General features: G+C 64.7%; 20 protein-coding genes. 15 read left to right on the forward strand and 5 right to left on the reverse strand.

Annotated features, from left to right (window positions below; genetic code table 11):
* Positions 1–58: 58 nt before the first annotated feature.
* The gene (locus OU426_RS00190) at positions 59–1,180 is read right to left on the reverse strand and encodes a 3-hydroxyacyl-CoA dehydrogenase (protein WP_267631809.1); all 1,122 of its coding nucleotides are present in this window, start codon (positions 1,178–1,180) and stop codon (positions 59–61) included.
* A gap of 135 nt (positions 1,181–1,315) precedes the next feature.
* Between OU426_RS00190 and OU426_RS00195 the strand changes: the two genes are divergently transcribed.
* From OU426_RS00195 to OU426_RS00230, 8 genes are all read left to right on the forward strand, one after another.
* Positions 1,316–3,601, forward strand: a complete 2,286-nt coding sequence (locus OU426_RS00195; protein WP_267631810.1) for a bifunctional salicylyl-CoA 5-hydroxylase/oxidoreductase — start codon at positions 1,316–1,318, stop codon at positions 3,599–3,601.
* Positions 3,598–4,338 (forward strand): SDR family NAD(P)-dependent oxidoreductase, encoded by a 741-nt coding sequence (locus OU426_RS00200; RefSeq protein WP_267631811.1) that lies wholly within the window; start codon positions 3,598–3,600, stop codon positions 4,336–4,338. Before OU426_RS00195 ends, OU426_RS00200 begins: the two co-directional genes overlap by 4 nt.
* Positions 4,335–4,766, forward strand: coding sequence for a MarR family winged helix-turn-helix transcriptional regulator (locus OU426_RS00205; RefSeq protein WP_267631812.1), 432 nt, complete (start codon positions 4,335–4,337; stop codon positions 4,764–4,766). The genes OU426_RS00200 and OU426_RS00205 overlap by 4 nt, the downstream gene beginning before the upstream one ends.
* Positions 4,763–5,575, forward strand: a complete 813-nt coding sequence (locus OU426_RS00210) for an enoyl-CoA hydratase family protein (protein WP_267631813.1) — start codon at positions 4,763–4,765, stop codon at positions 5,573–5,575. Before OU426_RS00205 ends, OU426_RS00210 begins: the two co-directional genes overlap by 4 nt.
* Before the next feature lie 68 nt (positions 5,576–5,643).
* Positions 5,644–6,777: an acyl-CoA dehydrogenase family protein gene (locus OU426_RS00215; protein ID WP_267631814.1), complete on the forward strand. Its 1,134-nt coding sequence runs from the start codon at positions 5,644–5,646 to the stop codon at positions 6,775–6,777.
* Positions 6,774–7,190, forward strand: coding sequence for an acyl-CoA thioesterase (locus OU426_RS00220; protein WP_267631815.1), 417 nt, complete (start codon positions 6,774–6,776; stop codon positions 7,188–7,190). The genes OU426_RS00215 and OU426_RS00220 overlap by 4 nt, the downstream gene beginning before the upstream one ends.
* Positions 7,187–7,594: a RidA family protein gene (locus tag OU426_RS00225; protein WP_267631816.1), complete on the forward strand. Its 408-nt coding sequence runs from the start codon at positions 7,187–7,189 to the stop codon at positions 7,592–7,594. The genes OU426_RS00220 and OU426_RS00225 overlap by 4 nt, the downstream gene beginning before the upstream one ends.
* A 37-nt stretch (positions 7,595–7,631) precedes the next feature.
* A complete protein-coding gene (locus OU426_RS00230) occupies positions 7,632–9,245 on the forward strand; it encodes an AMP-binding protein (protein WP_267631817.1) in 1,614 nt (537 codons plus the stop codon).
* 12 nt (positions 9,246–9,257) lie between these two features.
* Here the strand turns inward: OU426_RS00230 and OU426_RS00235 are convergent, their stop codons facing one another.
* Positions 9,258–10,610: an arylsulfotransferase family protein gene (locus tag OU426_RS00235; RefSeq protein WP_267631818.1), complete on the reverse strand. Its 1,353-nt coding sequence runs from the start codon at positions 10,608–10,610 to the stop codon at positions 9,258–9,260.
* 47 nt (positions 10,611–10,657) lie between these two features.
* Positions 10,658–12,037, reverse strand: a complete 1,380-nt coding sequence (locus tag OU426_RS00240) for an arylsulfotransferase family protein (RefSeq protein WP_267631819.1) — start codon at positions 12,035–12,037, stop codon at positions 10,658–10,660.
* Between the two features lie 263 nt (positions 12,038–12,300).
* Here OU426_RS00240 and rfbF point away from each other — a divergent pair, with 263 nt between their 5' ends.
* Genes rfbF through OU426_RS00275 form a run of 7 tightly spaced genes read left to right on the forward strand, consistent with a single transcriptional unit; the run spans position 12,301 to position 20,077 of the window.
* The gene (rfbF, locus tag OU426_RS00245) at positions 12,301–13,074 is read left to right on the forward strand and encodes a glucose-1-phosphate cytidylyltransferase (RefSeq protein ID WP_267631820.1); all 774 of its coding nucleotides are present in this window, start codon (positions 12,301–12,303) and stop codon (positions 13,072–13,074) included.
* Complete coding sequence (gene rfbG / locus OU426_RS00250; RefSeq protein WP_267631822.1) at positions 13,071–14,150, forward strand: CDP-glucose 4,6-dehydratase; 1,080 nt, start codon at positions 13,071–13,073, stop codon at positions 14,148–14,150. The genes rfbF and rfbG overlap by 4 nt, the downstream gene beginning before the upstream one ends.
* Positions 14,147–15,391, forward strand: coding sequence for a class I SAM-dependent methyltransferase (locus tag OU426_RS00255; RefSeq protein WP_267631823.1), 1,245 nt, complete (start codon positions 14,147–14,149; stop codon positions 15,389–15,391). Before rfbG ends, OU426_RS00255 begins: the two co-directional genes overlap by 4 nt.
* Complete coding sequence (locus tag OU426_RS00260) at positions 15,388–16,296, forward strand: NAD-dependent epimerase/dehydratase family protein (protein WP_267631825.1); 909 nt, start codon at positions 15,388–15,390, stop codon at positions 16,294–16,296. The genes OU426_RS00255 and OU426_RS00260 overlap by 4 nt, the downstream gene beginning before the upstream one ends.
* Entirely contained in the window at positions 16,293–16,691 is a 399-nt protein-coding gene (locus tag OU426_RS00265; RefSeq protein WP_267631826.1) for a GtrA family protein, read from the forward strand. The genes OU426_RS00260 and OU426_RS00265 overlap by 4 nt, the downstream gene beginning before the upstream one ends.
* A gap of 1 nt (position 16,692) precedes the next feature.
* Positions 16,693–18,750, forward strand: coding sequence for a hypothetical protein (locus OU426_RS00270; protein ID WP_267631827.1), 2,058 nt, complete (start codon positions 16,693–16,695; stop codon positions 18,748–18,750).
* A gap of 19 nt (positions 18,751–18,769) precedes the next feature.
* Positions 18,770–20,077: an arylsulfotransferase family protein gene (locus tag OU426_RS00275; RefSeq protein WP_267631828.1), complete on the forward strand. Its 1,308-nt coding sequence runs from the start codon at positions 18,770–18,772 to the stop codon at positions 20,075–20,077.
* Between the two features lie 93 nt (positions 20,078–20,170).
* Here OU426_RS00275 and OU426_RS00280 read toward each other — a convergent pair whose 3' ends face one another.
* Positions 20,171–20,788 carry a TetR/AcrR family transcriptional regulator gene (locus OU426_RS00280; protein WP_267631829.1) on the reverse strand — a complete coding sequence of 206 codons (618 nt, stop codon included), beginning with the start codon at positions 20,786–20,788 and terminating at the stop codon, positions 20,171–20,173.
* Positions 20,781–21,698 (reverse strand): polyphosphate kinase 2, encoded by a 918-nt coding sequence (gene ppk2 / locus OU426_RS00285; protein WP_267631830.1) that lies wholly within the window; start codon positions 21,696–21,698, stop codon positions 20,781–20,783. Before ppk2 ends, OU426_RS00280 begins: the two co-directional genes overlap by 8 nt.
* Between the last annotated feature and the right edge of the window lie 50 nt (positions 21,699–21,748).

Below are 21,748 nucleotides of genomic sequence, written 5' to 3' on the forward strand. Positions count from 1 at the left end.
TCATTCAGCGATCTAGGTCTTTACGCTACGTCGGTCAAGGGGCTTCTGTTAGCGCCTGTCAGATCAGGTCCGGCAGATTGTCGCAGATCGCGTAGCGGCCCGCCAGTCGGGCGGGGGCGAGGCGCGCCAGCCGAACAAGTTCCGAAAGAATGCTTTCGCGCCCGTGGCGGCGCGCGCCTTCGAATGGGCCGCGCGGGAAATTGAGGCCGAGCCGCATGGCCCGGTCGATATCGTCCGGCGCTGCACCACCCGCTTCGACCAGGGTCGCGGCTTCATTGGCAAGAGTGGCCTCGATCCTCAACTGGATTGCGGCGGCATCTGCGGGGGCGGGTCCGGGGGTGGCGGGAAACAGAAATCCTTTACCCGACTTGCGGCCGAGGCGCCCCTCCGAAACCTGATCCTCCAGTGCCTTGAAGACATGGTAGCGCGGGTGGTTCGTCATCGCGGCGGAGAGGCCGCGCGTCGCTGCGAGGTTGATGTCGGCGCCGACAAGGTCGATCAGGCTGAATGGCCCCATCCGGTAGCCTGCGGCCAACATTGCTGCATCGATATCGGATGCGCTGCGGCCTTCCTCCAACAGTGCCAGCGCCTCGCCATAGTAGGGCCGGGCGCAGCGGTTGACGATGAAGCCGGGGCTGTCGGCGCAGGCGATGACTTCCTTCCCCGCGCGCCCGGTCAGAGTGCGGGCGAGCGACAGGGCTTCGGGACTGGCGCCCTTGTGCGCCACCAGTTCGACAAGTCTCATAACCGGGGCGGGATTGAAGAAGTGCAGGCCGACGAGATTTTCCGGCCGGGTTAGCGCGTGTGCAAGCGCGCCGACCGAAAGGGCGGAGGTGTTGGTGGCTAGGACAGTCTTTGGCGCCGTCATAGCCTCGATCTCGCGCAACAGGTCACGCTTGGCCGCGAAATCCTCGATGACCGCCTCGATGACCAGATCGCAGGGCGCGAGCGCCGACAGGTCAGGCGCGATGGCGATACGGTCCAGAAGCAATGCCAACTCCTCTGCAGGCAGCTTTCCCGATGCCACGCGCGGCTCAAGGCTGCTCCGCAGTCGGTCGAGCGAACTTTCGCGCACCGCTGTGCTTGCGTCGAAGGCCACGACAGTATGACCCGCCTGCGCATAGACCTGCGCGATGCCAAGGCCCATGGCCCCCAGTCCGACGATGCCGATCCGTTCCATTGGTCCTCCATCCGGGCCAGAGGCCTTGGCCCGAGCATCCTGCGGGAGGGCGGAAACTTCAAGATAGAAATTTCAAGCTTGAAATATCTATCCCCCGATGGCAGGCTCGGGGCAAAGCGATTGGAGGAGGGGCCAGTGAAGATTCTCTGTCTCGGCGGCGGACCGGCGGGCCTCTATTTCGCCATCTCGATGAAACTGCGCGACCCATCCCATCAGGTGACGGTGCTGGAACGCAACCGCGCGAACGACACGTTCGGCTGGGGCGTCGTCCTGTCGGACGATGCGCTGAGCCGGATGCAGAAGAACGACCCCAAGTCGACCGAGGCGATCCGCTCGCATTTCGCCTATTGGGACGATATCGCCGTCATTCACGACGGCCGCCGCACCGTCTCGGGCGGGCATGGATTCGCCGGGATCGGCCGCAAGCAGATGCTGATCCTCTTGCAGGCGCGCGCGCGGGAACTGGGTGTCGAGATGCGCTTCGAGACCGAGTTCCGCTCGGCCGAGGACCACCGGCGCGACTATGATCTGGTGGTGGCCTGCGATGGCATCAATTCACTGGTGCGCCGCGAATATGAGACGACGTTCAGGCCCGACATCGACACCCGCAAATGCAAGTTCGTATGGCTCGGCACCCATCAGAAATTCGACGACGCTTTCACCTTCATCTTCGAGAAGACCGAACATGGCTGGGTCTGGGCCCATGTCTACCAGTTCGACGCCGAGACCGCGACCTTCATCGTCGAATGCCTGCCCGAGACCTGGGACCGCTGGGGTTTCGAGCATATGTCGAAGGAAGAGACGGTCGAAACCTGCCGGAAGATCTTCGAACGCCACCTGGGCGGCCATGCGTTGATGTCGAACGCCGCGCACTTGCGCGGCTCGGCGGTCTGGATGCAGTTTCCCCGCGTCATCTGCGAACGCTGGTATCACGAGAATGTCGTCCTGATGGGCGACGCCGCCGCCACGGGGCATTTCTCGATCGGATCCGGCTCGCGCCTCGCCTTCGACAGCGCCATAGCGCTCGCCGACTATCTGCACAGCGAACCCACTCTGGAAGCGGCCTTCGAACGCTATCAGGAAGAGCGCCGGGTCGAGGTCCTGCGCCTGCAGTCCGCCGCGCGCAACAGCCTGGAATGGTTTGAGGAGGTCGAGCGCTATCTTGACCATGCGCCGCTGCAGTTCGCCTATTCGCTACTGACCCGCTCGCAACGGATCAGCCACGAAAACCTGCGCTTGCGCGACCCCGCATGGTTGCGCGCGGCCGAAGACTGGTTTCAGACCCAGGCGGGCGGCAAGCCCGGCAGGGCGCCGATTTTCGCGCCCTTCCGGCTGCGGGACATGACCCTGAAGAACCGTATCACCGTCTCGCCCATGGCCCAGTACAAGGCCGTGGATGGCTGCCCGACCGACTGGCATTTCGTCCATTACGCCGAACGCGCCAAGGGTGGCGCGGGGCTCGTCACGGTGGAAATGACCTGCGTCAGCCCCGAAGGCCGGATCACGCTTGGCTGCCCCGGCCTTTATGCGCCGGAGCACGAGGCGGCCTGGAAAAGGCTCACGACCTTCGTCCATGCTGAGACCAGCGCCAAGATCTGTTGCCAGATTGGCCATGCGGGCCGCAAGGCGTCTGTTCAGGTGCCGTGGGAGGACAATGAGGCGTCGCTCGGCCCGCGCGGCTGGGAAACCATCGGTCCGTCGGCGGTCGCGTGGTCGCCCGCCCATCCCGCACCACGCGAGATGACGCGCGCGGATATGGAGCGGGTGACAGGCGAGTTCGTCCGCGCCACCGAAATGGCGGCGCGGGCCGGGTTCGACATGGTCGAGCTTCATGCCGCGCATGGCTATCTGATCTCCTCCTTCATTAGCCCGCTGTCGAACCGCCGCACCGACGACTACGGCGGGTCCCTTGAAAACCGCATGCGCTGGCCCTTGGAGGTCTTCGCCGCGATGCGCGCCGTCTGGCCTGCCGAAAAGCCGATGTCGGTCCGCATATCCGCCAATGACTGGGTCGGCGATCACGGGGTGACGCCCGCCGAGGCGGTCGAGATCGCGCGGATGTTCGCGGGCGCGGGCGCCGACATCATCGACGTGAGCGCGGGCCAGACCTCGACCGAGGCGAAGCCGGTCTATGGCCGCATGTTCCAGACACCCTTCTCCGACCGGATCCGCAACGAGGCGGGACTGGCCACCATGGCGGTCGGCAATATCACTGAGGCCGATCAGGCCAATTCCATCCTGCTTGCGGGACGCGCCGACCTTGTCTGCCTCGCCCGACCGCATCTGGCCGATCCTTACTGGACGCTTCACGCGGCCATCGATCTCGGCGATGCTGAGGCGGACTGGCCCTTGCCCTATCGGGCGGGCCGCGATCAGGCGCGCAGGTTGCGTGAAAAGGCACAGGAGGCGATCCGCGCATGACGCTGAGCGGCAAACGGGTGCTGATCACCGGCGGCGGTTCGGGCGCCGGGGCCGACCTCGCGCTTGGCTTCGCCCGGGCGGGGGCGGAGGTGGTCATTACCGGTCGGCGGCTGGAGGCGCTGGAAGCGGTCGCACGGTCGTCGCCCGCGATCCGGCCGGTCCGGGCGGACGTGACGCGCGAGGCGGATGTGCGGGCGATGTTCGCCGAGGCGGGGCCCTGCGATATCGTCATCGCCAATGCCGGCGCGGCCGACAGCGGCGTGATGGCGAAAACCACGCTTGACCAGTGGAATGCGATGATTGCGGTCAATCTAACGGGCGTTTTCCTCACACTCCGCGACGGGCTGAACCAGATGTCGGGCTGGGGGCGGCTCATTGCCATGGCCTCGACGGCCGGGTTGAAAGGCTATGCCAAGGTCGCGCCCTATGCGGCGGCGAAACATGGGGTGGTGGGCATGGTCCGTTCGCTCGCGCTGGAAGTGGCGCGGCGTCCGGTGACGGTAAATGCGCTCTGCCCGGGGTTTCTTGATACGCCAATGACCGACCATTCGGTCGAGGTGATCGCCGAAAAGACCGGCCGCAGCCTGACGGAGGCGCGGGCAGCATTGGAGGCGCTGAGCCCCCAGAACCGGCTGATCGCACCCGCCGAGGTGACGGCGGCGGCGCTCTGGCTGTGCGCGCCGGGGTCCGAAGGGATGAACGGCCAGGCGATCGCGATCGCGGGAGGGGAAGTGTGAGCGACCTGTCGAAACGCCGCCTGAAACTCTGGATCCGGCTTCTGGGCGTAACCCGCGCTTCGGAAAACCATCTGCGCGACTATCTGCGGGTGACCCACGGTACGACACTGCCGCGCTTCGACGTGATGGCCGCGCTGTACCGGCGCCGGGACGGCGTGACTATGAGCGAGCTCAGCCGGATGCTGCTGGTGTCAAACGGCAATGCCACTGCGGTCGTCGACCGGCTTGAGGGCGACGGGTTGGTGCGCCGCACGCCGTCGGAAAACGACCGGCGGACCGTTTTCGTGACCCTGACCGCCGAAGGGGTGAGCACGTTTGAAGCACTTGCCTCCGGCCATGAAGCCGAGGTCGATCGGCTGTTCGCGGGGCTGAGCGAGGCCGATCTCGACCAGATGACGGAGATATTGAAGAGGGCGGCGAAACCATGAGCGACCTGTCCGGGCTGCAGCCACGCCATTTCCTCTGGGAGGTCAGGGACCGGGTCGGCACGGTGCGGCTGAACCGGCCGGAGCGGAAGAACCCCCTGACGTTCGAAAGCTATGCCGAACTGGGCGCACTGTTCCGGGCGCTGCCTGCGGCAGGTGACGTCGATGTGGTGATCTTCGCCTCGAATGGCGGCAACTTCTGCTCGGGCGGGGATGTGAATGAGATCATCGGCCCGCTGATCGGTCTGCCGATGAAGGATCTGCTGGCCTTTACCCGGCTGACCGGGGAACTCGTCAAGGCGATGATCCATTGCACGAAACCCGTCATCGCCGCCGTGGACGGCGTGGCGGTGGGGGCGGGCGCGATCATCGCCATGGCCTCCGATCTGCGTCTGGCGACGCCGGAGGCAAAGTGCGCCTTCCTCTTTACCCGCGTGGGCCTCTCGGGCGCCGACATGGGCGCCTGTGCCATGTTGCCGCGGATCATCGGGCAGGGACGCGCGGCGGAACTGCTCTTCACAGGTCGGGTGATGGGGGCCGAGGAGGGCCGGGACTGGGGCTTCTGGAACGCGCTGCATGTACCCGACCGGCTGGAAGAGGAGGCGCGGGCCCTTGCACTGAGGCTCGCCGCCGGGCCCACATTCGCGCATGGCGTGACCAAGACCCAGCTCAATCAGGAATGGGACATGGGTCTTGATCAGGCGATCGAGGCCGAGGCCCAGGCCCAAGCGATCTGCATGGGGACGAAGGATTTCGAACGGGCCTACCGCGCCTTCGTGGCGAAGGAAAAACCGGTGTTCGAGGGCAATTGAGGGGAAAGGCCGGGGAGGCTCTGCCTCCCCGGACCCCTCCGGAGTATTTCGGGACAGAACGTGGCAAGATGAGTGACAGAAGCTTTCTCGACTGGCCTTTCTTCGAGGACCGTCACCGCGATCTGGCGGCGCGGCTGGAGGCGTGGTGTGCAGCGCATCTGCCGGTGGATCATGGCGATGTCGATCAGGTCTGCCGGGCGCTGGTGGCGGCGCTGGGCGCGGGCGGGTGGCTCAGGCCGACCGGCGCGGACGAGGGCGAGCGGCTGGATATCCGCACACTCTGTCTGGTTCGCGAAACACTGGCGCGCCATGACGGGCTGGCGGATTTCGCCTTTGCCATGCAGGGGCTGGGTATGGGAGCGGTGAGCCTGTTCGGCACAGCTGAACAGCGGCGCTGGCTGGCGCAGACGCGGGTTGGTGAGGCGATCGCCGCCTTTGCGCTGACCGAGCCGGGGTCCGGATCGGATGCGGCGAATTGTGCCTGCGCGGCCGAGCGGGTCGCGGGCGGTTGGCGGATTTCGGGCGAGAAGACCTATATCTCGAACGGCGGGATCGCGGATATCTATGTGGTGATCGCCCGGACCGGCGAGGCGCCAGGGGCCAAGGGCCTGTCGGCCTTCCTGATGCCCGCCGACGTGGCCGGGCTGAGCATCGTTGAGCGGATAGATGTTATCGCGCCGCACCCGCTTGCGCATGTGCGGCTGGATCGGGTTAAGCTGCCCGAGGATGCGCTGATCGGCCGGGCGGGGGACGGGTTCAAGATCGCCATGACGGTGCTCGACCATTTCCGTCCGACCGTCGGGGCGGCGGCGCTGGGATTTGCGCGCCGGGCCCTGGACGAGGCGCTGGCGCGCGCCAAACGGCCGCGGCCCTCGGGCCAGCTTGCCGACTATCAGATGGTGCAGGGCCATCTCGCCGACATGGCGGTCGAAATCGACGCGGCCGCCCTGCTGATCTATCGCGCCGCCTGGGCCAAGGACATGGGCGCGGCGCGGATCACCCGCGAGGCGGCGATGGCGAAGCTTTATGCAACCGAGGCGGCGCAGCGGGTGATCGACATGGCGGTACAGCTTCATGGCGGTGACGGGGTCAGGACGGGCATGGCGGTCGAGGGGCTTTACCGTGAGATCCGGGCGTTGCGTATCTATGAAGGCGCCTCGGACGTGCAGCGGCTGGTGATCGCGCGGAGCCTTCTGGCATGACCTATCGGCGTACGATCCAGGTCGAGTTCAACCATTGCGACCCGGCGGGGATCGTCTTCTATCCTCGCTATTTCGAGTTGACCAATTCGGTGACCGAGAATTTCTTTGCCGATGTAGTTGGCCGATCCTATGCGCAGATGACGATGCGCGATGGCAATGGCGTGCCAACCGTCAAGATCGAGGCCGATTTCCGCGCGCCCTCTCGGCTGGGCGACCGGCTTGACTTCACGCTCGACATCGCGCGGCTCGGGCATTCGTCGGTGACGCTGGCAATTGCGGCGTGCGGTGAAGGCGAGATCAGGATCGAGGCGCGGCTGACGCTGGTCTGGGTCTCGACCGAGGGTCGTGCCGCGCCCTGGCCCGAGGAGATGCGCGTCCGCATGCAGGCGTTCATGGAAGGAAAAAGCCTATGACCGACAGCCCCCATCAGTTCCTGCATCCCAAGGGCTGGAAAGCGACGCCCGGCTATGCCTGCGGTGTCGCGGCCGAGGGGCGGATGCTGTTTCTGGGCGGGCTGATTGGCTGGAACGCCGAGCAGGAATTCGAGACCGACGATTTCGCCGGGCAGGTCAGGCAGGCGCTGGAGAATATCGTGGCCGTGCTGGCCGAGGGCGGGGCAGCGCCCCACCATATCGTGCGCATGACCTGGTATGTGACCGACAAGCGGGACTATCTGGCCAGCCTCAAGGAGATAGGTAGCGCCTACAAGGCGACCATCGGCCGCCATTATCCGGCGATGGCGCTGGTGCAGGTCGCGGGTCTCGTCGAGGACCGGGCGAAGGTCGAGATCGAGGTGACGGCTGTCGTGCCGAAATGACGCGTCCCCGGGGAGGGGGACGCGAAGGGAGGAAGGAATGCTGGGACCATCGGCCCATGTCGATACATTCGCGCGCGACCGGCTGCCGCCCGAGGGCCAGTGGCCGGACTTGCTGCTTGACGGGTTCGACTATCCAGACCGGCTGAATGCGGCGGTCGAGCTGACCGACCGGATGGTCGAGAAGGGCTTCGGCGATCATACCGCGCTGATCGGCAACGGGCGCATCCGGACCTACAAGGAGCTGGCCGACTGGTCGAACCGGATCGCCCACGCTTTGGCTGAGGATTATGGCGTAAAGCCCGGAAATCGCGTGCTGATCCGGTCGGCGAACAATCCGGCGATGGTCGCCTGTTGGCTGGGCGCGACCAAGGCCGGTGCTGTCGTCGTCAATACGATGCCGATGCTGCGCGCGGGCGAACTGGGCAAGATCGTCGACAAGGCCGAGATCAGCCATGCGCTCTGTGACACCCGTCTGATGGAGGAACTGGTCGCCTGCGCGAAAGATTCGCAGTTTCTCAAGACCGTGATCGGCTTCGACGGGACTGCGAACCACGATGCCGAGCTTGACCGGATCGCTTTGTCGAAATCCGTCCGCTATCAGGCGGTCGAGACGGGGCGCGACGATGTGGCTCTTCTGGGCTTCACCTCGGGAACCACGGGCGAGCCGAAGGCCACAATGCATTTCCACCGCGATCTGATGATCATCGCCGACGGATATGCCAAGGAAGTGCTGAAGGTCACGCCCGAGGATGTGTTCGTGGGCTCGCCGCCCCTTGCCTTCACTTTCGGCCTTGGCGGGCTTGCGGTCTTCCCCCTGCGCTTCGGTGCGGCGGCGGCGCTCTTGGAACAGGCGACACCACCCAACATGATCGAGATCATCCAGAGCCTGAAGGCCACGGTTTGTTTCACCGCTCCAACGGCTTACCGGGTGATGCTGAAGGCGATGGCGGAGGGGGCGGACCTGTCGTCGCTGCGTGCCGCCGTGAGTGCGGGCGAGACGCTGCCCGCGCCGGTCTATGAGGAATGGAGGGACAAGACCGGCAAGCCGATGCTCGACGGCATCGGCGCGACCGAGATGCTGCATATCTTCATCACGAACCGTTTCGATGATCACCGTCCGGCCTGCACGGGGCGCCCTGTGACCGGTTATCAGGCGCGGATCGTCGACGAGGAGGGCCGGGAGAAGCCGCGTGGCGAGGTCGGGCGGCTCGCGGTGCGGGGCCCGACGGGCTGCCGCTACATGGCCGACGACCGGCAAGGGAAATATGTGCAGAACGGCTGGAACATCACCGGCGACGCTTTCTGGCAGGACGAGGAGGGCTATTTCCACTTTGCCGCGCGCAATGACGACATGATCGTGAGCGCGGGCTACAATATCGCCGGGCCCGAGGTCGAGGCGGCGCTCCTGTCCCACCCCGCCGTCCTGGAATGCGCGGTGATTGGCGCTGCGGACGAGGAGCGCGGCCAAATCGTCGAGGCGCATGTGGTGCTCACAGCCGGTCAGAGCGGAAGTGAAAGCCTGATCAAGGCCTTGCAGGATCACGTGAAGGCGGTGATTGCGCCTTACAAATATCCCCGCCGCGTCCGATTCACCGAAGCCCTGCCCAAGACCCAGACCGGCAAGATTCAGCGCTTCCGCCTGAAAGACTGACCGGCCCGGGCGTCAGCTCGGGCAGGCGGCGGCCTGGATCGATTTCAGCCCCGCATCGCCCAGCGCGCGCGGGATCCAGCGGCTCCACGACATTCCGTAGACCTGGCCATCGGGACCGCGGTTCACAAACTCCGCCACCTTCTGGCCCTGAGGGTCAAGGATCAGGATACGGCCGCGGTTTTCCTCCTCGACGATAACATGGCCGTTGTCGGTGAAATCGACGAGGCCCTCGGTCACCGAAAGCACATTTTCTGCCTTCATTGTCTCGTGATAGGGCGTGGTGATCGTGTCGGTCGCGAAATCATAGACCATCACCTCGTTCACCCCGTCGATATACCAGCCCTTGCCGCGGTCGTAGGCATTGTTGTCGAAGATGGCGATCCGGTGATCGTCAAGGATGTTCACGTCATGCTGCGCCAGCCAGGGGCCGATCTTCCACCAGACGATCTTCTGGGTGGACGGCCGGTAGAGCATGACCATCGACAGATGCCGCGCCGACAGGAAGACATCGCCCGCCTTCCAGTAGGGCCCGTCACCGGGTACCGGCTGGATGTCATTGAGGTGGATCGCGTCGCTTACGTAGCTGCCCGAGGTGAAGGCCATGGCCATCATCCCGTTCTTCTCCAGCACCCGCGCCAGAGAGACTTCCGAGAGCACCTTGCCGTCGACCGTTATGTTCACGAGGCCATCCTCGAAGAATTTCGGACCATATTCCTCGTTCGGCGGGTCGATGACCGAGGGCACCCACATGGTGCCGTCCAGCGCCAGTTCCAGTGAATGGTGATAGTTGCGGTCGGAATTGACCCAGAGCGTCCGCCCGCAGGCGTCGATCCGCGCCATGGGTGACTGGTGATCCTTCACGATCAGATCACCGTTCTCAAACATCAAGGGGTGGACCGGCTCGAAAAGTTCGCGGTTCCAGCGATCCATCTTGGTGATTTGGAAATCGCGCCGGACGCCTTCAAAGAATTCGTCGGCATTCGGCAGCCACGTGTGCTTGACGGTGAAATCGCTAAGGTCGAGAAGTTCGACCACATTCTGGTCGGCCTCGATCTTGGCGCGCGACAAAAGAAGATAGCCGTCGATCGGTGCGGTCTGAAGCGCGGGCGACAGCCACCAGCCCGCCTTGCCCTCGAATTCCTGCGTGCGCCCGGCCAAGCGGGCATCCTTCTGCTTCGTCCAGTCGAGGAGCGTCTGTGGCATTTCCGCGATCGTCAGCGCAGCGGTGCCAAGCGCCCCGGTCCGGTGCTTTTCGCGCGCCTTGTCGAGCGCGAGCGCGGCAAACAGGATCGAACATACAACGGCCAGAATGGCCAGAAGCAGAACGATCCAGGTTTCGACTTTCGAGAAAAGGAATTTTTCCATTGATTGTTCCAGATTGGGCAGGGTCCGATTGTGTTGCGCCGAGAATGTCAGCCAGAGGAAGCGTCAAGTGCGGGTGGTCCCGCGCAATCCTGTGCCTTCAGATGCCGGAGTACCTCCTGACCCAAATCGGGGTCGATCCAACGGCTCCAGCCAAGGCGATAGGTCTTGCCGTTTGGCGCACGGTTGATGAACTGGGCGCGCAGCGCCCCGTCCGGCGCGAGAAAGAGGATACGGCCGGCATTCTCCTCTTCGACCATCAGGCCGCCATCGGGCAGGATCGTCTGCAGCCCCTCGGACACGGTCCGCATCTCAAGCCGATCGAGCGCGGCTTTCCAGGGCATGGTGATCTGACCGGTGGCAAAATCGAAAATGACGACCCTGCTGGCAACATCGATCCGCGGGCCCTTGCCGCGGTCATAGGCGTGATTGTCGAAGATCGAAATGCGATGATCGTCGAGCACATCGACATCATGCTGGGCCAGCCAGGGCCCCTGTTGCGACCAGAGGATCTCGTTCGTGGACGGGCGGTAGAGCAGGATCTCGGATGTGTGGCGCATCGAAAGGAAAAGATCGCCCTTCTTCCAGTAGGGGCCATCGGTGAGAACCGGCTCGATATCGTTCAGGTGCACCGGATCGCGCTTGCGGTGGCTGGCGTTGAACAGCGCCCAGTCGCGGCCATGATCAACAAGCACCTGAGCGAGCGATATGACCTTCAAGATGCTGCCGTCTTCGTCGAAGTGAACCAGCGCGTCCTCGCGCCAGCCCTCTTCCACATCGTCGAAGGTCGACGGCTCTATGAGGCCCGGGATCCAGAAACCACCCTCGCCGTCACTTTCGGTCGAGTGATGAACGATCATCTGGTCCTGCCGCCAGAGCAGGCGGCCGCAGGCGTCGATACGCGTCGCGAAGGTTTCGTGATCCTTGATGATGAGCGACCCGTCCGGCATGAGCAGCGGATGAATGGCGCGCAAATGGGCATCGTCCCAATGGGTGGTATCGACATGGGGCGACGTGCGCGGCGCGCCCGCAAGAAGCGAAGCGGCCGAGGGTTGCCAGCGATGCAGGGTGTTGCCGTCCGCCAAGGATACGAGTTCGACGACATGATGGCGCCCCTCGCCATCGTGGCGCGACAGCAGAAGATAACCCGGCAATGGCGCTGCGCCTGGCGACAACATCCAACCGGCGGGCTGATCGCTGAAACGCCCCTGCTGCATGGTGGTCAGCGACTCGCGGTCGTTAAGCAGCTTGCGTAGGTCTTCGGGGATGCTGGCGATTGCAAGCGAGGCGCGGCCCACTGATCCGTACCGGTTCTTGCCACGTTCGGCATCGAGCGCCGCCCCCGCGAAGCCGATGGCGCCGGCACAGAGAAGTATCACGATCAGAAGGACGAGCCAGACCTCGACCTTTCGAAACACGAAACTCTGCATGAGGGAAGCCTCCCAAACCGATCAGGTCGGACCCTAGCCCGACTGTTCCCGGTCGCATAGTCCCCCGCCACTGTCTTGTTCGATCTGCGTAAACAATCGTCTTTCCGGATACGGATTGCGGCTGTTAAGCTTCGGCAGGCATCGTTGACCGACAAATCTGTTGCGGCTTGCAAGGCTTCTGCCGGATAAGTCAGGCAATTCGTATGCTTTTCGGTTCCCTTCGCGGGTCCGGGCCAAAGGTTTGAAAAGAAGGCGTTTGAAAGATGAAATGCGTGATCCTCGCCGGGGGGCTTGGCACCAGGCTTGCTGAAGAGACCGTGCGGATACCCAAGCCCATGGTCGAGATCGGCGGTCGGCCGATCCTGTGGCATATCATGAAGATCTACGGCGCCCATGGCATCACCGACTTCATCGTCTGCCTCGGCTACCGGGGCTATGTGATCAAGGAATATTTCGCCAACTTCTATATGCATTCCTCGGACGTGACGGTCGATCTGTCGACCGGTTCGATGGAGATGCACCGCAATTCTTCTGAACCCTGGAAGGTGACGCTCGTCGATACCGGGCAAGAGAGTATGACGGGCGGAAGGTTGGGCCGTGTGATGCCCTATCTGAAGGATGAGGACGCCTTCTGCCTGACATATGGCGACGGGGTGGGGGACGTGGATATCTCGGGCGCCGTTGCCTTCCACAAGGCGCATGGCAAGATGGCGACCGTGACCGCGGTACCGCCGCCGCGCCGTTTCGGGCAATTGCATCTTGATGGCGCGCGGGTTGATGATTTCTCGGAAAAACCCGCGGGCGAGGGCGGGCTGATCAACGGCGGCTTCTTCGTCCTGTCGCCCAAGGTCGCGAAATATCTCTCCGGCGATCAGACCATCTGGGAACAGGCGCCCTTGCGCGGCCTTGCCGACGATGGCGAACTGATGGCCTGGGAACACAAGGGTTTCTGGCAGCCGATGGACACGATCCGCGAACGGCAAGAGCTTGAGGAACATTGGGCGTCGGGCAAGGCACCGTGGAAGATCTGGGCGTGAACAGGGAATTCTGGAAAGGACGGCGGGTCTTTCTGACCGGCCATACCGGCTTCAAGGGCGCCTGGGCGGCAGCCTGGTTGACGCGCCTGGGCGCCGAGGTCACGGCCTTTGCCCATGCGCCGGAAACCGAGCCGAACCTCTGGACGCTGCTCGGCCTTTCTTCCGTTCGTTCGGTCCATGGCGATCTGAATGACCGGGCGGCGCTTGACGCCGCGCTTGGCGAGGCGCGGCCGCAGGTGATCCTACATCTGGCGGCGCAGGCGCTGGTCCGCCGCAGCTATCGCGACCCGGTAGAGACTTTCGCCTCGAACGTGATGGGCACCGTCCAGCTTCTGGATGCGGCGCGGGCCTGCCCGGACCTCAAGGCAATCGTCGTCGCCACGTCCGACAAGGCCTATGAGAATGTCGAGCAGATCTGGGGTTACCGCGAAAGCGACCCGATGGGCGGGCGCGACCCCTATTCGGCCTCGAAGGGTGCCTGCGAGATCGCAGCCCAGTCGATGGCGAAAAGCTTCTATGCGCCCCATGGCGGGCCGGGCGCGCATCCGGCGCGTGTGGCGACGGTTAGGGCGGGCAATGTGATCGGCGGTGGTGACTGGTCCGAGGACCGGCTGGTGCCGGATATCGTGCGCGGCTGCCTCGGGCCGGAGGCGGCGGTGACATTGCGCGCCCCGAACTCGGTGCGGCCCTGGCAGCACGTCCTCGAACCGCTACGCGGCTATCTGATGGTGGCTGAGCGGCTTGCCGCGGGCGATGATGCCGCCGCCTCGGGCTGGAACTTCGGGCCCGAGCGCACCGACGAACGCGCCGTGATCGAAGTTGCAGAAGCCGTGGTGACAGCGCTGGGCAAGGGGCGCATCGTGACCGACGAGGCGGGCGCGACCGTCCATGAGGCAAAGCTCCTGCGGCTTGACTGCACGCGGGCGCGGCTGGACCTTGGCTGGGTGCCCGCGCTGCGCTTCGATGAGTGTATCCGACTGACCGCCGACTGGTATGGCGGCTGGGCCGCCGGCCAACCTGCCGCCGCGCTCTGCGACCGCCAGCTCGCATTTTACGAAGGCCTTTTGACAGAATGACCCTTTCCTCACAGCCTCACTGCCGGTCATGCGGCGCCCCCCTGACGCTCACGCTCGTCGATCTTGGCCTGTCGCCCCTGGCCAATTCCTACATTCCGCTGGCGAAGGCGGATGCGGAAGAGGCGAAATATCCCCTGCATGCGCGGGTCTGCGAAAGCTGCTGGCTGGTTCAGGTCGATGATGTCGTGCCCGCCGATCACATCTTCCATGGCGACTATGCCTATTTCTCCTCCTTCTCGGAAAGCTGGCTTGCCCACTGCAAGGCCTATGCGGCAAAGATGACGGATGAGCTGAAGCTGAACGGCCGGTCTCTGGTGGTCGAGATCGCGTCGAACGACGGCTATCTTCTGCAATATTTCAAGGGGGTCGGCGTGCCGGTCCTCGGCGTTGAGCCTTCGGGCAATACGGCTGCCGAGGCCGAGAAGAAGGGCGTGCCGACATTGGTCGAGTTCTGGACCGAGGCGCTTGCCACGCGGCTACACGACGAAGGCAGGCGGCCCGATCTGATCTGTTCGGCCAACGTGCTGGCCCATGTGCCCGACATCAACGATTTCGTGCGGGGCGTGGCGCGGCTTCTGACCGGGGACGCGGTCTATACGGTCGAGTTCCCACACCTTCTGAACCTGATCCAGAAGGTCCAGTTCGACACGATCTATCACGAGCATTATTCCTACCTGTCGCTTCTGGCGGTCGAGAAGATCTTCGCCGACGCAGGGTTGAGGGTCTTCGAGGTCGAGGAACTGCCAACCCATGGCGGCTCGCTGCGGGTCTATGCCTGCCTCAAGGACGCAAGCCATGCCGAGCGGCCCGGTGTCGCCAAGGTGCGGGCCGACGAGAAGGCCGCGCGTTTCGACAGCGCCGAGGGCTACATGGGTTTCACCGCGCGGTGCGAGGCGGTGCGCGACGGGCTGAACGATTTCCTGATGACCGCCCATCACGGCCGCAAGACCGTGGCCGCCTATGGCGCGGCGGCCAAGGGCAATACGCTTTTGAACTATTGTGGCGTCGGGGCGGACCAGATTGCCTATTGCGTCGACCGCAATCCGGCCAAGCAGAAGACCCTGCTGCCCGGCAGCCACATCCCGGTCTTTGACGCGGATGAGCTACGCCGCCGTCGCCCCGATTTCGTGCTGATCCTGCCCTGGAACATCAAGGACGAGGTCATGGACCAGTTGCAGGACCTGAGGGCGAAGGGCACTCGCTTCGTGACCGCCGTGCCGCATATGTCCGTAATGGTATGAGCGCGCCCGTCGTCCTTCTGACCGGGGCCACCGGGCTGATCGGGCGGCAGACGGTCGGGCCGCTTCGCGCTGCAGGTTTTCACGTGCTGGCCGCTTCGCGGGCGGGCGGGGATGTGCCGGGCGCGGAGGGTGTGGCGCTTGACTGTCTTGACCGGGCGGCAGTGCGTGCCTGTCTGGATCGGCACCGGCCGAGCCACCTGTTGCACCTCGCCTGGCATGACGGCGCGAAAGACCGCTGGACGTCGCCTGCGAACCTCGACTGGCTGGGTGCCACGCTCGATCTTCTGCGCGGCTTCGCCGCTTCTGGTGGAAGGCGCGCGGTGCTGGTCGGGTCCTGTGCAGAATATGACTGGAGCCTGGCCGCTCGCGGTCCGCTCGCGGAGGACGCTCCGCTGAGGCCCGCTACGCTTTACGGTGCGGCCAAGGCCGCGACCGGCATCGCCGCTGTCGCGGCGGCGCCCGCGCTCGACCTGTCGCTTGCCTGGGCGCGGCCCTTTTTCTGCTATGGCCCGGGCGAGGCGGAGGGGCGGCTTTTCGGCGACCTGATCGCGGGGTTGCGCGCCCGTCGGGCGGTCGATTGCACCGACGGTCTGCAAAGGCGCGATTTCCTGATGACCGGAGATCTCGGCCGCGCGCTTGCCGCACTTCTCGCAAGCCCGGTCGAGGGGCCGGTGAATGTGGCGTCGGGCGAGGCGCCCGAGGTGCGCGAGGTCATCATGGCCTTTGCCGGGGCCGTGGGCGCGGCCGATCTGGTGCGGTTAGGCGCCCGGCCGCGCCCGGCGGACGACCCGCCGCTGATCCGGGCCGATATCGCCCGGCTGCGGGGCGAGGTAGGCTTTGCCCCCGCGCACGATCTGGCCTCCGGCGTCGCCGCGACCCTGCGGGCGGAAGGGCTGATCCGATGAGCGGCGACGGCCTGCGTTTCGTGAAATTCCTCGGCGTCGGCGTCCTTAACACCGCCGTGGGGCTGGGGCTCTACTGGCTGTTCCTCTGGCTTGGCCTTTCGCCGCAACCGGCGCTAGCGCTCGCTTTCGCGCTGGGCGTCATCTGGAACTATCTGACCCACGCAAGGCTTGTGTTCGGGACCGGCGGGTTGAGCCGCCTTGCGCCCTATATCGCCGCCTATCTGGTGCTTTACGGTCTGAATGCGCTGACGCTACGCGCGCTTCTCGCGTCGGGCGTCGGCGCCTATGCCGCGCAGGCAATTCTTGTTCTGCCGATGGCGGCGATCGCCTTTGTCCTGATATCCTATGTGCTGACCGGCCGCTTGCCGCTGACCGGCGCGCGAGAGGGAGAGTAAGATGGCCGCCCGCCTGAGATCAGACCAGACCGCCCTTCGACTTGCCCTTCTGGTGATCCTGTCCGGTATCGTGACCGCGCTGACCATAGCGCCGGTGCGCGAAACCCTCTCGCTCTGGGCGCTTGGCGCCGGGCCGCGCCCCTATTTCATTCCCTCGCATGCCTTGTCGCTGTATCTGGTCACACCCGCCGCCGCGCTTGCGGCGAGCTTTTTCTTCCTCGCGCCCGGTTTGGTGCTCGCGGCCGGTTTCGGGCGCGAGAAGGGGGCAGCGCACTGGCTGGTCGCCGGGCTTGCCGCCGCGCTGGTCGTCAATACGGCGGCGGTAACGGCGGCGGAGCTGCTGCTTGGTCGCGGCCTGACAGGCGCGTCCTTCGTGGCGCTGATCGGCGGGCTGAACGGCGCCTGCATCGGCCTTTTGGCGCTCAGGATGGCGGGAGGCACGCCGTTGCGGGTGTCACTGAAGGGGCAGGGCGGCGATCTTCTTGCCGCGGCGGTTCTCTTCTGGGTAGCGCTGATCCTGATGGCGCCGAAATTCTACTGGGAGAACTTTTCGGGCGACGGGTCGGGTTCGCTGCAATTCACCCGCAACCTCATCCATAGCCATTGGCCCTTCTGGTCGCCCGAGGCAGGCGTGATCCAGCAGGCGCCGGGGCTGACCTCGTTCCTTTTCGTGATCCCCGACAGCTGGTTCGTGCGGCTCTGGGGCGAGTGGGAATTCTCGGTCCGCATCCTTACGCTGACGGCGCTGGCGCTGCTTTATCCGGTGCTCACCGCCCTCATCCGCCACGGAAGGCCGGGCGCGGAGCTGCGGCCAGCCGACCACCTTTTGCTGATGGCTGCTCTGGGGCTTTATGCCTTCGCCAATATCTACTCCGGCGGCTATCACGCCTGGTTCGGCGACAGCCCTATGCCTGCCGCGCGCGAGACTTTGGCGATGGTCGCGTTCATGGGCTACATCCTCGCCTTCCTCGACAACCGCCGCGCCCTGATGGTGACCGCGGGCGTGATGGCGCATCTGTCGATCCCGACCGGTGGGCTGTGGCTCTTGCTCTGGCCGATCGCCGTCTGGCTCGTTGGACGGCCGCGCCCGATCGGGGCGCTGCGCACGGCGGCGCTGACGTTGGCTGTCGCGGCGGCGATTTCGGTACTGGTGCCTGTGGTCGTGAAACTCGCTGGCCTGCCGATCCCCGGCAATGAATTCTCGGCCGAGGCGGTGGTGCAGCGTTTGCGCTTCGTCGCCTTCACCGACTGGAACCGGTTCGCCTTCCTTGCCGTGCCTTGCGGGCTTCTGCCCGCGCTTGCTCTCCTGACCTGGAGGCGGCAGGACCGGACGGCCCGGGCGCTGACGCTTCTGACGCTTGCCTTCTTCCTTTTCTTCTACCTTCAGGGCTACCGGGTGCTTCTGCACCATTTCATTCCGGCGATGATCCCGCCCTTGGTCGTCATGTGGCGGTCTGACCTGATGGAACGCGCAGGCGCGCAGCTGGCCGTGGCGCTTGGCCTTCTTGCCGCGCTCTGGCTCGCCTGGCCGAAGGATGTGGGGCTTCACCATCACGACCGTGACTTCGCCGCCTTCATCGCAACCGAGGGACCCCGCTATGCCTCCGCCGCGCCTGCCGAGGGCGAAAAGTTCAGGGGTTTTGACCCGAAAGCGCTTGATACGTTCCACGAGCTCTTCGGCCGCCTGCTGCCCATTGGCTATGGCGAGAGCGAACCGGGCGAGCGCTTCTTCGGCGCACCCTTGGTCTGGTGGTACTATTCGGAATTTCCCAAGGCCGAGGGGCAGACAATCAACTATGTTCTGAAACCTTTGGCCGATGCGACGCCCGACGATGGCACGCTTTTCGACAGCTACGATGGCTACGGGCTCTTTATCCGCGACATGGCTCTGTTCGAGGCACACCGGACGCAGCGCCTGCCCATCGACACCGGCGCATCGTTGCTGGCGACGCCGCGCCCGGTGCTGTTCGGACGCGGGGCGCATTGGCCCGAAAGCTGGTCGGACCGCACGGTCATCGACCTTGTCGGCATCGCCAAAGCCATTCTCGGCAAGTCCTGATCCGGGGCAGGGGGTAGATATGGATTTTTCGAAAGCGGTTTTCTACGCGGGCGCGGCCGCACTGGTTGTGGGCGGGTCGCTCGTGGTCGGCATGGCCTCGGTCAAGCGCGACATGGGGCTTTACCGCACGGTCTGGGGTACGCTCGATAATGCCAAGACGATCTGGGAGGAGATGCCCAACCTGCGCGGTACCGAGCCTATTCACTTCCTTGTACCGTCACGGCATCCGGGCAGCGGTGTGACGGTAAATGAGGGCGCGAAGGCGGACGATCTGATCCTTCTGTCTGGCTTTCTCGGCGATGACAATAAGGCGCGGCTGATGAAGCGCGACGGCACAGTTCTGGCGGAATGGGCCTTCAAGGCGCATACGATCTATGATGATCCGTCCTTCTTCCGCCAGCCGCCGATGACCGACTGGAACGCGATTACCCATGGCACGATCATCACGCCCGAAGGTGATGTGGTCGTCTCCTTTGAAAGCGGTGGGCTGGTTCGCATGGACCGGTGCGGCGGGGTGAAATGGGCGACGCATGACATCACCCATCACAGCCCGAACTGGATGGCCGACGGTGGAATCGTCGTGTCTGGCGGCCGCTACATCGAGGGCGGCGATATCCCCTGGCCGTTCGAGGGGCCCTATTGGGAAGACCTTGTTTTCAAGTTCGACGAGGACGGCAACAAGACCTTCGAAAAGGCGCTGACCACCCTGATGATCGAGAATGGGATGGAGGCCTGGCTGTCGTCGACCGGCGCGTTCAAGACGCGGGTGAACGGCGAATTCCACCTCAATGAGGTTGAGGAACTGTCGCCCGCGCTTGCCCCCGATTTCCCGATGTTTCAGGCAGGCGATCTGCTTCTGTCGCTTCGGAACCGCAACATGATCCTGGTGACGGACGCCTCTGTCACCAAGATCAAATGGTGGAAGGTCGGACCGTTCGTCCGCCAGCATGACCCGGATTTCGAGGCAGGCGGCAGGATCACCGTCTTCGACAATCACTCCGACGAGACGCGCGACGGATCGGTCGCGGGCGGCTCGCGGGTCTGGCAGATCGACGTGGCGAGCGGGCAGTCGCGCGTGCTTTATGGCGGGCGGGATGGCCAGTTCTTCTTCTCGCCGGAACGTTCGACCCATCAGACCCAACCGGGCGGCAACATGATGATCACCGCAGCACAAGAGGGCCGCGCCTTCGAGGTGACGCCCGCAGGCAAAATCGTCTGGGAATACGTGAACCGCTGGGACGAGGACCGTGCGCTCTGGCTTCATGATGCCGAGACCTACGACTCGTCCTATTTCACCGTGACCGACTGGTCCTGCCCGGCGCCCTGAGGCGCGGGCCGGGCCGCTCATCGCGCCTTGCAGCGCTCTTCGCTGTCTTGGCGTCTGACCGAGCGATGAGCCCGGCAACGGGCGAAGAGCCGCTCAGCCGTCCGGCTTGATGAGCCCGAGGCCGCGCAGATAGATGCCGATCCCGGCTTCCAGCAGGTCTTCGGGCGGGAAGGGGGCGCGGCTTCCCGGCGTGCCGCGCGCGAAGAGCTCGACCACACCATGGCTCATTGCCCAGATATGCGCCGCAAACATCGCGGCGGGCGGACGGCGGCCCGGCGGCAGCTGTTCCGATAGGGCCTCGGCCGCGCGCGCGAGCACCGTCTGTGCGCGGTTCGAGGCGCGGGCGAGGTCGGGGTCGCGGTTCAGGTTCAGGCCGCTTTCGAACATCGCCATGTAATGGCCGGGGAATTTTCGGGCGAAGGCAAGATAGGCCCGCCCCGTCGCTTCAAAGGCGCGCAGCGCCGTGGGCTTGCCGCCGTTATAGGCATGGTCCATCAGATCGGCGAAAATCTCAAAGCCCTGGCGCGCGCATTCGGCGATCAGATCCTCGCGCCCCGCGAAATGGCGGTAGACGGCGGCGGGCGTCACGCCTGCGGTCTTGGCCGCGTCCGACAGGGTGAAGCCCTGCGGCCCCTGCGCCTCGATCAGCCGCAAGGTCGCCTCGATCAACGCCTGGCGCAGGTTGCCGTGATGATAGCCTGCCTTAGCCATCGAGAATGCCGGGACCCCCGCAGATCTTGTCGTCGACCTTGCCGATCGCCTCCCGGTCCTTGCGGTGATAATCGACCGCGTTCAGCACCGTCTGGATCGCGGCAATGCGCGCGCGCGCCTTGTCATCGGCGCGGATCACCGTCCAGGGCGCTTCCTTGCTGTGGGTCTTCTTCAGTGTCTCGTCGATCGCCTCGCTATAGGCGTCCCAGCGCTTCAGCCCCTCGACGTCGATCCAGCTGAGCTTCCATTGTTTCAGCGGGTCTTTCTCGCGCGCGAGGAAGCGGCGAAGCTGTTCGGCCCGGCCGACGTTCAGCCAGAGCTTCACCAGCACGATCCCCTCGTCGATCAGCATCCGCTCGAAATCCGGCAATTGCCGGAAGAAGAGCTTGCGCTGCGCGGGCGTACAGAAACCGAAGACCTGCTCCACTACGCCGCGGTTGTACCAGGACCGGTCGAAAAGCGCGATCTCGCCTGCCGCAGGCAGCCAGTCGGTATAGCGCTGAAAATACCATTGGCTCGCCTCGCGCTCGGTCGGCTTCGAGAGCGCGACAATATAGGCCGAACGCGGGTTGAGATTCTCGCGCATCCGCTCGATGGCGCCGCCCTTGCCCGCGGCATCGCGCCCCTCGAACAGAACCATCAGCCGCTTGCCGGTGGTGCGCAGATCGTGGAGCATCTTCACCAGCTCGACCTGAAGCTTCTCCATATGCGCGTCATAGTCCTTGCCGTCCATCTCGCGCGGATAGGGATAGGACTTGGCCAGAATATCTTTCTTGCGGCCCTTGGCGATCGCCTCGCGGACGTCGTCGGGCGCTTCGGTGTCGAGATATTTGGTGATCTCGCCCACGAAGGGGATTACGTCCGGATCGGACTTTTCCGGGGCGGCCTTGGTGTTGGTCGTCTCAGCCATCGGGTACCTCCCTGAACTCTTCCGCAGTATGGCCAACTGCCGGACACTGG

This window comes from Frigidibacter sp. RF13, assembly GCF_026626305.1.
Taxonomy (GTDB): Bacteria; Pseudomonadota; Alphaproteobacteria; order Rhodobacterales; family Rhodobacteraceae; genus TMP-24.

What these genes read in the sequence shown, in the direction of transcription:
- OU426_RS00190 (WP_267631809.1), bottom strand. Translation starts at nt 1,180, where the DNA reads ATGGAACGGATCGGCATCGTCGGACTGGGGGCCATGGGCCTTGGCATC.
- OU426_RS00200 (WP_267631811.1), top strand. Translation starts at nt 3,598, where the DNA reads ATGACGCTGAGCGGCAAACGGGTGCTGATCACCGGCGGCGGTTCGGGC.
- OU426_RS00210 (WP_267631813.1), top strand. Translation starts at nt 4,763, where the DNA reads ATGAGCGACCTGTCCGGGCTGCAGCCACGCCATTTCCTCTGGGAGGTC.
- OU426_RS00215 (WP_267631814.1), top strand. Translation starts at nt 5,644, where the DNA reads ATGAGTGACAGAAGCTTTCTCGACTGGCCTTTCTTCGAGGACCGTCAC.
- OU426_RS00220 (WP_267631815.1), top strand. Translation starts at nt 6,774, where the DNA reads ATGACCTATCGGCGTACGATCCAGGTCGAGTTCAACCATTGCGACCCG.
- OU426_RS00225 (WP_267631816.1), top strand. Translation starts at nt 7,187, where the DNA reads ATGACCGACAGCCCCCATCAGTTCCTGCATCCCAAGGGCTGGAAAGCG.
- OU426_RS00230 (WP_267631817.1), top strand. Translation starts at nt 7,632, where the DNA reads ATGCTGGGACCATCGGCCCATGTCGATACATTCGCGCGCGACCGGCTG.
- OU426_RS00235 (WP_267631818.1), bottom strand. Translation starts at nt 10,610, where the DNA reads ATGGAAAAATTCCTTTTCTCGAAAGTCGAAACCTGGATCGTTCTGCTT.
- OU426_RS00240 (WP_267631819.1), bottom strand. Translation starts at nt 12,037, where the DNA reads ATGCAGAGTTTCGTGTTTCGAAAGGTCGAGGTCTGGCTCGTCCTTCTG.
- rfbF (WP_267631820.1), top strand. Translation starts at nt 12,301, where the DNA reads ATGAAATGCGTGATCCTCGCCGGGGGGCTTGGCACCAGGCTTGCTGAA.
- OU426_RS00255 (WP_267631823.1), top strand. Translation starts at nt 14,147, where the DNA reads ATGACCCTTTCCTCACAGCCTCACTGCCGGTCATGCGGCGCCCCCCTG.
- OU426_RS00260 (WP_267631825.1), top strand. Translation starts at nt 15,388, where the DNA reads ATGAGCGCGCCCGTCGTCCTTCTGACCGGGGCCACCGGGCTGATCGGG.
- OU426_RS00265 (WP_267631826.1), top strand. Translation starts at nt 16,293, where the DNA reads ATGAGCGGCGACGGCCTGCGTTTCGTGAAATTCCTCGGCGTCGGCGTC.
- OU426_RS00270 (WP_267631827.1), top strand. Translation starts at nt 16,693, where the DNA reads ATGGCCGCCCGCCTGAGATCAGACCAGACCGCCCTTCGACTTGCCCTT.
- OU426_RS00275 (WP_267631828.1), top strand. Translation starts at nt 18,770, where the DNA reads ATGGATTTTTCGAAAGCGGTTTTCTACGCGGGCGCGGCCGCACTGGTT.
- OU426_RS00280 (WP_267631829.1), bottom strand. Translation starts at nt 20,788, where the DNA reads ATGGCTAAGGCAGGCTATCATCACGGCAACCTGCGCCAGGCGTTGATC.
- ppk2 (WP_267631830.1), bottom strand. Translation starts at nt 21,698, where the DNA reads ATGGCTGAGACGACCAACACCAAGGCCGCCCCGGAAAAGTCCGATCCG.